The sequence below is a fragment of the Pseudoalteromonas sp. Z9A6 genome (assembly GCF_011378805.1).
GTDB lineage: Bacteria > Pseudomonadota > Gammaproteobacteria > Enterobacterales > Alteromonadaceae > Pseudoalteromonas > Pseudoalteromonas distincta.
Genome location: NZ_WTKZ01000008.1, coordinates 53,091 through 66,623 on the forward strand (window position 1 = coordinate 53,091; position 13,533 = coordinate 66,623).

Here is a 13,533-nt window from a genome sequence, read left to right on the forward strand (position 1 = left end):
CATTCCAATTAATAACAAAGTTGTGTCTTGAATAATAGGTGCTATATTTATCACGTTATTAAAATAGAAACACACTTACTGCGGCTCATGAAAAAGGATTAATTAATGATTCAAGCACGACCGGTTAATAAAGGGTTATTAATCTCACTGCTTCCTCACGTCATTTTATTAGTTGCGGGCATTATACTTACCTACTTTGCTCATATTAAACACCAAGAAGCCATAAAAAATAAAATAAACAATGCGCTTGATAACCGCCTATCCTGGCTTTCTACAGGTATTAACAGTAGGCTCGATTTGTATCAATATGGGCTATTTGGTTTAAAGGGCTTTGTACATGGGATAGGTGCAAATAACTTAAACTATCAAGCCATAACTAACTACTCTGGGAGCCGTAACTACGCTAAAGAATTTCCTGGAGCTAATGGTATTGGCTATATAAAAAAAGTTGGCATTGAGCAATTAAATAAATTTTTGAATGATGCAAAAAACGATAGACCCGATCAGACATTTAATTTGAATACACTCGTAGCGACTAGTGATGAGCATTTTATAATTCAATATATTTTTCCTGAGCAAAAAAACTTACAAGCAATTGGATTAGATATTGGATCTGAGAGCATGCGCAAACAGGCAGCACTGAATGCTGCCATAAATAATACAACCCAATTAACGGCGCCACTGACTTTAGTACAAGCGAATAAACTCTCGCAACAAGGCTTTTTAATATTAGTGCCAATATATAAAACCATTACTATTTCTGATAATAAAAAACAGCGCCTTAATGAGCTTTTAGGTTGGGCATATTCGCCGTTGTTAATTGATAAAATTTTAGACTCACTTTCACACTTTGACGAAAATCAACTAACGATAAGTGATATCAATAACAATACTGAGACTGATTTTTTTAGTTATGGCATAAAAAGCAAAACTAACGATTATCAATTAACTAAAATTATAAAATTAATGGGTAGAACGTGGAAAATTACCATTGATGCCTCAGACGCCTTTATTTATAACCTTCATCTTCCTAGTCGGTATCAAGCCATTGTTAATGGCTCTTTCGCCACTATTGGCTGTATGTTTGTAGTTTTTTTAATTCAATTGTTTATTTTTAGAAGAAACCAAAGAATTAAGAGAAAAACACTTCAGGCTAAAAAAATAAACTCGCATTGCAGCAAGCAAATTTAAAACTAGAAAGCGAAGTTAAACAACGTACTCAAGAAATAGCCGATATGAACATGCTCCAACAAAGTATTTTAAACAGTGCTAGTTATTCAATTATTGCGACCGACACAAACGGCTTAATCACTCTATTTAATCCCGCTTCTGAAAAGTTATTAGGCTACAAAGCGCAAGATGTTATTGGCATTAAAAACCCTGGCATATTTCATTTAAAAGAAGAAATTATAAAAAAAGCTAAACTACTTAGTGCTGAATTAAATAAACCTGTACCCCCTGGTTTTGAAGTATTTATCCTAAAAGCAACAGCAACAGAGCCAGATATTAATCAATGGACATACATTTCTTCTACAGGCGAGAAAATACAAGTTAATTTAAGTGTCACTTCGTTGTTAAATAACGAAGGAGACACCGTTGGCTACTTAGGTATTGCTTACGATTTAACAGAACAAATTGACCACGAGCAAGCCCTTGGTCACTCAAAAGAACTTGCTGAGCAAGCATCGCAAGCAAAGTCTGAATTTTTAGCAAATATGAGCCACGAAATACGAACCCCGATGAACGGTATACTTGGCACATTACAACTATTACAAGAACAACCGCTTAATGAAAAATCAAAAGAGTATTTAAAAAAATCACTGTATTCAACTCGAGCTCTCACCACCATTATTAACGATATTCTTGATTTTTCTAAAATAGAGGCCGGCAAGCTTTCATTAGAGCATAAGCCTTTTGATTTTTTTGAACTTATTCATCACTTTGAGTCAGACTTAGGTGTGCAAGCAACAGATAAAAACATTTACCTTAAATTTGTGATTGATATTGAGCACAAGCATTGGGTGGGCGACCCAGTTAGACTCAGACAGGTATTTTTAAACTTAATATCTAACGCGATTAAGTTTACATCTCAAGGTGGCGTTACAGTAACGTTTAGGCTAACCGACGAAAAAAAATATGTTGTTGTATATCAGACACCGGAATTGGAATTTCTGAGCAAGCAATTGATCGATTGTTTGAGCGCTTTGAACAAGCTGAGCAATCAACCACGCGTGAATATGGTGGTACGGGCCTCGGCTTACCCATCACTAAATCATTAATAGGCCTGATGAATGGCGAAATTAAAGTAACAAGCCAGTTAGGTTCAGGGAGTCAGTTTTATGTGTACTTACCATTAAAACAAGCGCAGGTGGATGACAGCACATTAACAACCAAAAATATTGAGCTTCCTGACCTATCTGGAAAAATTATTTTATTAGCTGAAGATAATAAAATAAATCAGCTTGTTGCAGCTGCGATGCTTGAACCAACTAAAGCCACCATTATTATTGCCAACAATGGTTTAGAAGCGATTTCATTATACGAGTTACACAAACCAGACATTATTTTTATGGACATTCAAATGCCAAAAATGGATGGTCTTCAGGCATGTAAAAAAATTAAGGCGCTTAATAGCGAACAAATTGTTATTGCATTAACTGCTAATGTTTTTACAGAACAAAAAGAAATATACAGGCAGTTATTTGATGGTTACGTTTCAAAACCAATCGAAAAACATGAACTTGTCGGCATGTTATCGACACTTTGCTTAGTAAATAACTAGTCATTCTGAAGGCATTAAAAAACCCAGTTATTGTTACCTTTCGATATTAATAACTGGGCTCTAAGAATAATGGTGGAGGGAGAGGGATTCGAACCCTCGTTAGGGATAAACCTAAACACACTTTCCAGGCGTGCGCCTTCAGCCACTCAGCCATCCCTCCACGGTGCTGCAATTGTGTAACGCAACAGCGCGCTATAGTATGAAATAGACCCTTAAGGTGCAAGGCATTTTTAAATTTGGGCCTTTAAATGCTTACTAATCAAGCAACACTTACCTATAGGCACAAAAAAACGGCTAAATCTAAGACTTAACCGTTTTTAATTTATACTTTAAAAGTTACTTAGCCATGCTCGCAGTAAACTCAAGCATGCGATTTAAGGATTTAAGAGCGCCTTCGCGTAAATCCATATCAACGAATACTTCTTTGCCTTTAGGACTTATGAGGGCTTCTTCAATCGCTTTTAAGCCATTCATTGCCATCCAAGGGCAATGTGCGCAACTTTTACATGAAGCGCCCTCACCTGCCGTAGGAGCCGCAAAAAACTCTTTATCTGGACATAGTTGCTGCATTTTATAAAAGATGCCGCGATCAGTTGCTACAATAAACTTTTTATTGTCCATTGTTTGCGCTGCTTTGATTAATTGGCTCGTAGATCCAACCGAATCGGCAAGAGCAACTATTTCTGCTGGTGACTCAGGATGAACTAAAACGCCTGCATCTGGGTGTAGCGCTTTCATGTCTTTAAGTGCTTTTGTTTTAAACTCGTCATGTACAATACATGCGCCATTCCACATAAGCATATCAGCACCGGTATTTTTTTGAATATAACTACCAAGGTGCTTATCTGGGCCCCAAATGATTTTTTCGCCTTGCTCATCGAGGTGCTCTACTATTTCAAGTGCACAGGATGAAGTTACAATCCAATCTGCACGTGCTTTAACAGCCGTAGAGGTGTTTGCATATACAACTACTTTACGATCAGGGTGCTGATCGCAAAACGCAGAGAACTCGTCTATCGGGCAACCAATATCTAACGAACATGTTGCTTCAAGCGTTGGCATAACAACCGTTTTATTTGGCGTTAAAATTTTGGCTGTTTCGCCCATAAATTTTACGCCCGCAACAATAATCATATCTGCATCGTGACGTGCGCCAAAACGCGCCATTTCTAGCGAGTCGGCAACGCAGCCGCCGGTTTCTTCAGCAAGTGCTTGAATTTCAGGATCGGTATAATAATGGGCAACAAGTACTGCATTTTTATCTTTTAGTAATTGTTTTATACGCGCTTTATATTCGCCTTGCTCGTCTTGTGTTAACGGTGCTGGCTTAGGGGGAAAAATATAACCTTCAGGCATAATAGTTTGAGCTAGACTCATCTTCTCGACCACTTATCTACAGTGCATTAATTAGGGCGAATTATACGAGAATATGAAAGCAAATAACAGCAAACTAGTAAGGCTGTTTATAAAAAATAAAGTGGGAAATTAAAAAAGAATATAAAGGAAAGTATTAGAGAGTGGTGGGTCATGATGGATTTGAACCATCGACCAATTGATTAAAAGTCAACTGCTCTACCAACTGAGCTAATGACCCGCTCTAATATAAATCTGCTTTGTAAAAGCTTGCGTAAATCCGCCGATTAATACTTTCATAGAATGGTGGGTTATGATGGATTTGAACCATCGACCAATTGATTAAAAGTCAACTGCTCTACCAACTGAGCTAATAACCCAATCTATGCGCTTATTCAATTATGAATGAAGCTTACGTATATCCGCCGATTGATGCCAAACACTATTCATAAGGAATAAAGAATGGTGGGTCATGATGGATTTGAACCATCGACCAATTGATTAAAAGTCAACTGCTCTACCAACTGAGCTAATGACCCGCTCTTATATAACTTTTCATAAAATGGTGGGTTATGATGGATTTGAACCATCGACCAATTGATTAAAAGTCAACTGCTCTACCAACTGAGCTAATAACCCGTTCTATGCACTTATTCAATTATGAATGAAGCTTACGTAAATCCGCCGATTGATGCCAAACCGTATTCACAAGGAATAAAGAATGGTGGGTCATGATGGATTTGAACCATCGACCAATTGATTAAAAGTCAACTGCTCTACCAACTGAGCTAATGACCCGCTCTATTGTTACGTTTAAATGCAACTTACTACTTTGCGTAATTCCGCCGATTGGAACCAGTCATTATTCACAAGGAATAAAGAATGGTGGGTTATGATGGATTTGAACCATCGACCAATTGATTAAAAGTCAACTGCTCTACCAACTGAGCTAATAACCCATTCCAGATGCTAACTTATTACTAAGTTAAAGCTTACGTAAATCCGCCGATTGATGCCAAACCGTATTCACGAGGAATAAAGAATGGTGGGTCATGATGGATTTGAACCATCGACCAATTGATTAAAAGTCAACTGCTCTACCAACTGAGCTAATGACCCGCTCTGACGTTGCGTTTTATAACAACTTAGTATTGTACGTAAATCCGCCGATAAAAGACCATTCAAAGAATGGTGGGTTATGATGGATTTGAACCATCGACCAATTGATTAAAAGTCAACTGCTCTACCAACTGAGCTAATAACCCTCTCTTTTTGTCGCATTTCGAGTGGGGTAACCATTCGTTTGCTGCGGGCGCTTATAATACTTATTTATAAAATGAGTGCAACCGAAATTGTCTCTTTTTTTAAGTTTTTATGTCTAGATGCACAAAATTAAACCGTTTGTGCTCAAACTACATGCAAATCCAAGATTCTTCGGGAGTTTCCATGTAGTTTGCTCGCCTTAACTAGAAATTTAATCGCTAGTGAACTTTAGTTTCCCAAACGATCAGTTGCTAGTTTTGCAGCGGTAGTACTTGGATATTGATTGATAAGATCGCTCAATATTTTTTGTGCTTGCGCCGCTGAACCTTGATCTTGTAAAAGTGTGCCTAACTTTAGCATTGCATCGGGGCGTTTATTAGAATTTGGAAATTCGTTAACAACCACTTTAAAATGCTCTACCGCTTTTACGCCATCATTTTTAATAGTAAGCAACTGCCCTAACCAATAATGCGCGTTAGACGCATATACAGAGTTTGGATAGGTAGTTAAAAACGTTTGAAATTCAGGAATCGCTTGATCATAACGTTTATCTTTCATTATTAACGCAACAGCACGCTCGTACGCTTCATTTTCAGATAAGTCACTGCTGTAGCTCTGTGCATCGTTTGGCTGCGCCTGTTCGGCTACTGGAGCTGCTGTTGGCTGTGTATAAGCCTGGCTCACGCGGTTTTCAATTTCTTGATACAACTCACGCTGACGCTGCAGTACTTTTTCAAGTTTGTAGCTTTGCTCTTCAGTTACACCGCGAATTTGACTTACTTCGTCTTGTAACAAGTTAAGTTGTTGCTGTAACTCTACTTGTAAAAAGTTACGCGACTGCATCATATTCTCAAGCGACGCTAATCGCTTCTCAATACTTGATTGTGAACTTGCAGCTTCTGAAACAGGAGCGGGAGCAGCCATTAACTGGGTGCTCCCGCTCAATATCATGGCTGCCAAAATAATTTTCGGCTTCATAATATCTCTTATCTTAGTAAACTAGTACCGCACGGCGGTTTTTAGCGAAAGCTGATTCAGTGCGAGATTTAACCATTGGCTTCTCTTCACCGTAGCTTACCACTGACATTTGGCTAGCTGAAACACCTAAGCTTAATAGGTATTTTTCAACTGCTTGGCCACGGTGCTCACCTAGTGCAATGTTGTACTCTGGAGTACCGCGCTCATCTGCGTGGCCTTCAATTAGTACTTTAACTGATGGGTTTTGAACTAAAAACTCAGCATGTGCACGAAGTAAATCTGCGTACTTACCTTCAACAGTTGCTTTATCAAAGTCAAAGTAAATTACTTGCTCTTGACGAAGTGCTTCGTACTTTTGACGAAGTTGCTCTTCTGCTTGTTGCTCAGGAGAGATTGTAGCTACTTCAACTGTATCAGTGTTAGTTGATTGCTCAACAACGCCTTGATTTGATTGGTTTGCAGCACCTTCATCAATATCAGAAGATGAGCTACAAGCTGCTAATGTCATTACTGGCACAGCAATTAGCAGGCCTTTAAGTATTTTGTTAAGTTGCATTGAGTAGATTCCTATTTTGAGTAAACCAGTAATATTACTGTAAGTATGGCGACCAAGCTGGCGCCTTTACTTGTCCGTCTAGCACAGGTAACCGTGCTTTAAAGCGGCCGTCCATCGATACTAGCGCAAGTACCTGTTTATTATTATGGAGCGTGCTGTATATAATCATCGAACCATTTGGCGCTATGCTCGGTGATTCATCTAGGCGTGTTCTCGTTAATACTTGAAACGCGCCTGTAGCCAGCTCTTTCTTAGCAAGATGGTACTGCCCGTTGGTACGGTTAACCATCACTAATTCTTTTCCATCTGGTGTTATAGAACCAGCAAGGTTCATATCACCATCAAAGGTGAGTCGTTGTGACCTACCTGTTTTTAAATTTAACTTATAAATCTGAGCATTACCACCCCTTTCAGATGTAAACACAATATCTTGGCCATTAGGGTGCCAAGATGGCTCAGTATCTATGCTACGATGATTTGTTAAGCGTGTTTCTTTACGTGTAGCAAGGTCAAGCATGTAAACTTCTGTCGCACCCGTCTTATCCTTAGAAAGCACTAATAATAGCTTTTTACCATCTGGCGAAAACTGCGGTGCACCATTAATACCACGGTAGCTTGCTATTATTTCACGCTTACCTGTGTATATATCTTGAATGTAAATTTGGCTTTGACGGTTTTCAAACGTTACATACGCTAATTTAGTACCATTTGGTGACCATGCTGGCGACATTAATGGTTCTTTTGAACGAAGTAACACCTGTTCGTTAAAACCATCGTAATCGGCAACAACTAACTGATAAGGTTTAGGATCGTTATCACGTACTATTACATATGCAATTTTAGTTAAAAACGCGCCCTTTTCACCCGTTAGCTTTTCATAAATTACATCACTAATGCGGTGTGAATAACGACGAAAACCACTCTCGCCAATAACACTTTCACGCGCTTCTAAAATATGATCTTGGCTTTTAACTAACTTACCGTTACTCATCATTTGCGTATTGCCACCAGTAATTTGGCCACGAATCACATCAACTAATTCATAACGGACTAAATAACGCCCATCAGTTTGTTGTTCAACCTCACCAACAAGAACAGCTTCAACACCTTTATTAACCCAAGACGCATAATCAATTTCGCCATCTTTACTTGGCTGTTGCGGCATTTGCGCCACATCAACAGGTTTAAACTTACCACTGCGCATTAAATCGGCAGCAATAACACCACTTAGCTTTTCAGGGATTGGACCAACACCTTGGTATTTAAAAGGTACAATGGCTATAGGCCTTGCACCGTCTACACCTTCTGTTATTACAATTTCAAGCGCTGCATTGGCAACACCCGTAAACCCAAACAGTAAAACTAAACAGGCTATTTTTATTTTGTTGAACATATCATTCCTTTAAAATTCTGGCTTGATTGTTAAATTAATATTCTTAAGTTTTTCGAATACGTCTTTATCTTTAGATACCGGTAATGTGTCAGCCATGCGCACTGCTCTTAATGCAGCTTCACATACTAACTTGTCGCCACCTAATGATTTAACTTGCGTTACTAAACCATTAAAGCCCAAACGAATATTAACTCGGCACTGTTGGTTTTTCATTTTTTCATCAATCAGTAAGTTTTGCTGAATACGCGCCATAATTAATGCACGGTACTTATCCACTTCGCTCACCACTTGTTGCTGACGTATTTTACTACGGGCAGCCTGCTCTTTGGCAAGTTGCTCTTGTAACATTTGCTCTTGCATTGCTTGCTGGCGTTTACGTTCGGCCTCAGCAGCACGCTCTTTTGCTTCCTCTTCACGCTTTTTGCGCTCAGCCTCTGCTTTTTTAAGCGCTTCTTCTTCAGCTTTGCGTTTGTCAGCTGCTGCTTTTGCTGCGTTTTCAGCTTCTTGCTTTTGCTTTTCGGCTTGCTTAGCTTTAGCACGCTCTTTTTGCTCAATGGCACGTGCTTTTTTAGCTTCTGCCTCGGCTTGCGCTTTTTCTTTCTCTTTAGCTTTACGCTCTTGCTCTAGCTTTTTAATATTACGTGCTTCTGATTCGCGTTGCTTGCGTGCATTGGCCGCTCTGCGTTCTAAATCACGGATACGTTTATCTTCAGCACTTTTTTTATCTTTTTCTTTCTTTTGAAGTTCAGCAATTTTTTGCTCAACTTGTTTTTGATCAACTGTAACGGCTGATACCGCTTTATCTGGCGTAGGTATAGCCGAATTAAGTGTTACTTCCATTACTTTAGGTGTTGGCGGATGAATATTTGCAGAAGCATACAAAAACCCACCAATCCCTAAATGAAGTACTATTGATTTTACTACTGAACTACTCATACAGCTACTTCCCCTCAAAGGATTCAGTCATTAATCCTACTGATGGTACGCCTGCATTTTTCAAAAAATCCATTAGTAATAATACTTCTTGATACGACACCTTACCCGAGCCTTTAATCATTACCGGCACGTCAGGATTTTTCATTAGCTGTAATTTTATAACCGCCGCTACATCAAGTGCTTCCATAGGCTCTTCAGGATCAGTACCTACACTCACGTAATATTTACCTTGTGCGTCTATTGAGGCAATAATAGGCGGAGTATCTTTAGTATCAACTAAATCAGACTCTTCCATTTTAGGTAAATCAACTTTTACACCATGCGTTATAAGCGGTGCTGTAGCCATAAATATTATAAGTAGTACCAACATTACATCAATGTAAGGTACTACATTAATCTCTGCGACCGGACGGCGCTTTTTACGCTGATACATTCGCTTGTGCCTCTATTTGTGTAGCTGCTTGACGGTGTAAAATATTAGCAAACTCTTCCATAAAGTTAATATAGTGAGACTCAAGCTTTTCAACACTGTTTGAAAAACGGTTATAAGCAATAACAGCAGGGATCGCGGCAAATAAACCCATAGCAGTGGCAATAAGTGCCTCTGCAATACCAGGTGCTACCATTTGTAATGTAGCTTGCTTAACTTCACCTAGTGCAATAAAGGCATTCATTATACCCCACACTGTACCAAACAAACCGATGTACGGACTTATAGAACCTACTGTTGCTAAAAACGATAGACTAGATTCCATTTTTTCAATTTCACGAGAAAGCGCAACACGCATAGAGCGGTGCGTTCCTTCCATAACAATACTCGCACTTTGAAATGTATTCTTTTTATGACGAGCAAACTCTTTAAAGCCCGAAGTAAACAAAGCTTCAATGCCTTGAGACTGACCGCTGCGTGACGATATTTCGTTATATAATTTGCTTAAATCAATACCCGACCAAAACTTTTGCTCAAATTTCTTAGCATTTATTAGCGCATCCGATATTGCTTTTTTACGTTGAAATATAATTGTCCACGACATTACAGACATGGCAACTAGCCCTAACATTACTAATTGAACAAGCAAACTTGCTTCTAAAATTAGATCTAAAAAATTAAGCCCTGATCCCACGTTAAACTCCTAAATAATTTCAAAATACGGCAAATTGGTTAATTTGTGTAAATATGACCGCTTACACGGCCAAAAGTTGCATCTAGTGTATCTAGTCCATTTCAAGCTGACAACGGTATTGCTATGAATAGGCAACAAAAAACGTTAAAAAAACAGCTTTAGTTGGCATTTCCCTTTGCCTCAGTATTTTATTTAAACTTTGAAACAAACTCGCTAACTATAAATATGCGTAAATATATGCATGAAACGTCATAAAATGCGCCGTTTATTCAAAATAAGAGCATAAACACTCAAAACCTATAAGCCTCACCTGTACGTAATAATAAAACTAATACCGAGCTATAACGAAATAAATTACTTAAGTTATAAATTTCATAAACTTATAAATTTAACGATTAATTAACGCACAAGATTCAAACAACAATAAAACTCACTAAATTAGTTTTTCTAATCTGAAAATACAAATTTTCTAGTTTGAACAAAAAAGTAAACTTACGTATTATTCTCCCATACCGAGCTAGCGCACTGAATGAGATAGTTTCATTAAGCCAAGTTCTTAGTAATAGGGTATTTTATCGTATTACATTGTTTTACTCTTTCTGGATAAAACCAAATTTAGTAAAACGTAGTTCCCCTGGATTACTTCCTTCAACTTGTTGTTTGCCCGCATTTTTTGCGGGCTTTTTTTTGCCTGCAATTTAGTGCGCTACATATTTTATTTATAAACTAATAATTGCCCTACCTAATTTACAATAAGTAATTCGCTTACTAGTTTGAATGGTACGCAGGATAGCTTCGCGAGTCTTAACGCCCTGTGAATTAACAGTTAACTATAAAGCGTATTAGTATTTTGAAATAACATTTGCAACAGAGTGTTGAGGTTTTGAGTATAATAATTTGAAACAAAGGGATACTGAGACAATTACCTGCTGCGCAATAAACCACAGCAAGTAATGTATATGATGAGGCTAATCTTTTTTAGGAAGTAAACCAAAGTGATAGTATGCACTGTCAGACACTATGCGCCCACGTGGTGTACGCTGAATAAATCCTTGTTGGATCAAAAATGGTTCTATCACATCTTCTATTGTTTCGCGCTCTTCGCCAATAGCAGCCGCTACATTGTCGAGCCCTACAGGACCGCCCATAAATTTTTCGATTATGGCGAGTAAATACTTGCGGTCCATATAATCAAAACCACTTTTGTCTACGTCAATCATATCAAGGGCTTGCTTAGCTACATCGGCGTTTACTGTGCCGTCAGATTTTACTTGAGTGTAATCGCGTACACGGCGCAATAAGCGGTTTGCAATACGCGGTGTGCCGCGCGAGCGCTGAGCAATTTCGGTAGCGCCATCATCACACATCTCTAAATCAAGGTAATGTGCAGAGCGCCCTACTATGTGCGATAAATCTTCTACAGAATAAAACTCTAATCGCTGCACAATTCCAAAACGGTCACGCAGTGGCGATGTAAGAGAGCCTGCTCGTGTGGTTGCACCAATAAGTGTAAATGCAGGTAAGTCTAATTTAATAGAACGCGCAGCTGGGCCTTCACCAATCATTATATCAAGCTGGTAGTCTTCCATTGCGGGATACAGTATTTCTTCAACTTGTGGGCTTAATCTGTGTATTTCATCAATAAACAGTACATCGCCTTCTTCTAAATTGGTAAGTAGTGCGGCTAAATCGCCTGCTTTTTCAAGTACAGGGCCTGATGTTGTTTTAATACTTACGTGTAATTCATTGGCTACAATATTTGCAAGCGTGGTTTTACCAAGCCCAGGTGGGCCAAATATTAATAAATGATCGAGCGCTTCACCACGGGTTCGGGCAGCTTCAATAAAAATTTCCATTTGCTGCTTAACATGAGGCTGGCCTCTATAGTCGGCTAAAAGTTTTGGTCTTATTGCACGATCTATAGAGTCTTCATTTGTTTTTTCAGTCGCATCAATTAAGCGATCCGCTTCAATCATGGGTTACTCACAACATAGATTTTAAAGATTCTCTAATAAGAACCTCAGTAGACATATCGGGTTTACTTATCGATTTTACTGCTTTTTGAGCTTGTGGCAATTTATAACCTAATGCAAGCAGTGCCGATACGGCATCATCCGCTGCATTATTAGCAATTGTCGCATCGCTCATTGGCTCTATTACTGCGCTGTCGCTAAATGGCGTAAATAAATCATTACCCCAATCTTTTAGCCTGTCTTTCATTTCGAGTACTAAACGCTCGGCTGTTTTTTTACCTACACCGGGTAATTTAACAAGCGATGTTGAGTCTTCGTTATTTACACAACTTACAAATTGTTTTGCCGACATGCCCGATAAAATAGCTAAGCCAAGTTTTGGCCCTACGCCATTTGCTTTTAATAGCTCTCTAAACAAGGCACGTTCAACTTTATTGTTAAAACCAAACAATAGTTGAGCATCTTCACGCACTACAAAGTGAGTGTAAACAATCGCATTTTCACCAATTTTTGGTAAATCGTAAAAACAGGTCATTGGCATTTGTACTTCGTAACCTACACCACTTACTTCGAGTAATATTTCTGGTGGTTGTTTTTCGACTAAAATACCATTTAAGCGGCCTATCATAGTTATTTCCTTAAACGTCCTCTAACGGTTTTGCTTGCGCTGCCCGCTAGTTTAATTAAATTTTGTTCTGAGTGGGCGTGGCAAATCGCAATAGCGAGTGCATCCGCTGCATCGGCCTGTGGCGTACCGGGTAGTTTTAAAATATTTTTTACCATGTGCTGCACTTGTGTTTTATCTGCGCCACCGTTACCCACTACTGCTTGCTTAATTTGCCTAGCTGAGTATTCAAATACGGGTAAGTCGGCCATCGCAGCGCCAACAATCGCAGCGCCTCTAGCTTGACCTAGTTTTAAAGCTGAATCGGGGTTATGAGCCATAAACACTTTTTCAATGGCAAAGGTTTCTGGCGAAAACTGCTCAATAAGCTGTGTAATACCTTGGTAGATCATTTTAAGCCTAACCGGAAAAGGATGATCGGCAAGCTTAATACAGCCACTGCCTAAGTATGTAAATTTAGAACCTTGGTGGGCAACAACGCCATATCCGGTCAAACGTGAACCAGGATCGATCCCTAAAATAATGGCCAAACTTGCATTCTCATTGTTAT

13 protein-coding genes and 9 tRNA genes are annotated in these 13,533 nt (G+C 38.8%); 3 read left to right on the top strand and 19 right to left on the bottom strand.

The genetic code is table 11. The features are described 5' to 3' along the window. Positions 1–105 precede the first annotated feature (105 nt). The 3 genes from GQR53_RS20805 to GQR53_RS20815 are packed head-to-tail and all read left to right on the top strand — an operon-like array spanning position 106 to position 2,782. The gene (locus GQR53_RS20805; protein WP_240917449.1) at positions 106–1,191 is read left to right on the top strand and encodes a CHASE domain-containing protein; all 1,086 of its coding nucleotides are present in this window, start codon (positions 106–108) and stop codon (positions 1,189–1,191) included. Then, entirely contained in the window at positions 1,173–2,279 is a 1,107-nt protein-coding gene (locus GQR53_RS20810; RefSeq protein ID WP_240917450.1) for a histidine kinase dimerization/phospho-acceptor domain-containing protein, read from the top strand. The genes GQR53_RS20805 and GQR53_RS20810 overlap by 19 nt, the downstream gene beginning before the upstream one ends. Continuing rightward, on the top strand, positions 2,192–2,782 hold the full coding sequence (locus GQR53_RS20815; RefSeq protein ID WP_240917451.1) for a response regulator: 591 nt from the start codon (positions 2,192–2,194) through the stop codon (positions 2,780–2,782). Before GQR53_RS20810 ends, GQR53_RS20815 begins: the two co-directional genes overlap by 88 nt. A gap of 70 nt (positions 2,783–2,852) precedes the next feature. Here the strand turns inward: GQR53_RS20815 and GQR53_RS05000 are convergent. The 19 genes from GQR53_RS05000 to ruvC form a co-directional block, all read right to left on the bottom strand. Then, a tRNA-Ser gene (locus tag GQR53_RS05000) sits at positions 2,853–2,942 on the bottom strand. Between the two features lie 176 nt (positions 2,943–3,118). Continuing rightward, on the bottom strand, positions 3,119–4,159 hold the full coding sequence (gene nadA, locus GQR53_RS05005; protein WP_002962419.1) for a quinolinate synthase NadA: 1,041 nt from the start codon (positions 4,157–4,159) through the stop codon (positions 3,119–3,121). A 141-nt stretch (positions 4,160–4,300) separates the two neighbouring features. After that, positions 4,301–4,376: transfer RNA gene (locus GQR53_RS05010), tRNA-Lys, on the bottom strand. 63 nt (positions 4,377–4,439) lie between these two features. After that, positions 4,440–4,515 (bottom strand) — tRNA-Lys (locus GQR53_RS05015). Between the two features lie 83 nt (positions 4,516–4,598). Beyond that, positions 4,599–4,674: transfer RNA gene (locus tag GQR53_RS05020), tRNA-Lys, on the bottom strand. Between the two features lie 24 nt (positions 4,675–4,698). Beyond that, positions 4,699–4,774, bottom strand: a tRNA-Lys gene (locus GQR53_RS05025). An 83-nt stretch (positions 4,775–4,857) separates the two neighbouring features. Then, positions 4,858–4,933 (bottom strand) — tRNA-Lys (locus tag GQR53_RS05030). An 85-nt stretch (positions 4,934–5,018) separates the two neighbouring features. Continuing rightward, a tRNA-Lys gene (locus GQR53_RS05035) sits at positions 5,019–5,094 on the bottom strand. Between the two features lie 84 nt (positions 5,095–5,178). Further along, positions 5,179–5,254: transfer RNA gene (locus GQR53_RS05040), tRNA-Lys, on the bottom strand. A gap of 70 nt (positions 5,255–5,324) precedes the next feature. Continuing rightward, a tRNA-Lys gene (locus tag GQR53_RS05045) sits at positions 5,325–5,400 on the bottom strand. Between the two features lie 226 nt (positions 5,401–5,626). Further along, positions 5,627–6,376, bottom strand: coding sequence for a tol-pal system protein YbgF (ybgF, locus tag GQR53_RS05050; protein ID WP_165743053.1), 750 nt, complete (start codon positions 6,374–6,376; stop codon positions 5,627–5,629). 13 nt (positions 6,377–6,389) lie between these two features. Further along, on the bottom strand, positions 6,390–6,932 hold the full coding sequence (gene pal, locus GQR53_RS05055) for a peptidoglycan-associated lipoprotein Pal (protein ID WP_002960636.1): 543 nt from the start codon (positions 6,930–6,932) through the stop codon (positions 6,390–6,392). A 34-nt stretch (positions 6,933–6,966) separates the two neighbouring features. Beyond that, entirely contained in the window at positions 6,967–8,325 is a 1,359-nt protein-coding gene (tolB, locus tag GQR53_RS05060) for a Tol-Pal system beta propeller repeat protein TolB (protein WP_165743054.1), read from the bottom strand. Between the two features lie 9 nt (positions 8,326–8,334). Beyond that, positions 8,335–9,261 carry a cell envelope integrity protein TolA gene (tolA, locus tag GQR53_RS05065; protein WP_165743055.1) on the bottom strand — a complete coding sequence of 309 codons (927 nt, stop codon included), beginning with the start codon at positions 9,259–9,261 and terminating at the stop codon, positions 8,335–8,337. Between the two features lie 4 nt (positions 9,262–9,265). After that, complete coding sequence (tolR, locus tag GQR53_RS05070) at positions 9,266–9,694, bottom strand: protein TolR (protein WP_002960641.1); 429 nt, start codon at positions 9,692–9,694, stop codon at positions 9,266–9,268. Next, positions 9,681–10,385 (bottom strand): protein TolQ, encoded by a 705-nt coding sequence (gene tolQ, locus GQR53_RS05075; RefSeq protein WP_002960643.1) that lies wholly within the window; start codon positions 10,383–10,385, stop codon positions 9,681–9,683. Before tolQ ends, tolR begins: the two co-directional genes overlap by 14 nt. Before the next feature lie 968 nt (positions 10,386–11,353). Next, a complete protein-coding gene (gene ruvB, locus GQR53_RS05080; protein ID WP_165743056.1) occupies positions 11,354–12,361 on the bottom strand; it encodes a Holliday junction branch migration DNA helicase RuvB in 1,008 nt (335 codons plus the stop codon). A gap of 7 nt (positions 12,362–12,368) precedes the next feature. Then, entirely contained in the window at positions 12,369–12,986 is a 618-nt protein-coding gene (gene ruvA, locus GQR53_RS05085) for a Holliday junction branch migration protein RuvA (protein WP_002960647.1), read from the bottom strand. A 2-nt stretch (positions 12,987–12,988) separates the two neighbouring features. Continuing rightward, positions 12,989–13,513: a crossover junction endodeoxyribonuclease RuvC gene (ruvC, locus tag GQR53_RS05090; RefSeq protein ID WP_002960649.1), complete on the bottom strand. Its 525-nt coding sequence runs from the start codon at positions 13,511–13,513 to the stop codon at positions 12,989–12,991. Between the last annotated feature and the right edge of the window lie 20 nt (positions 13,514–13,533).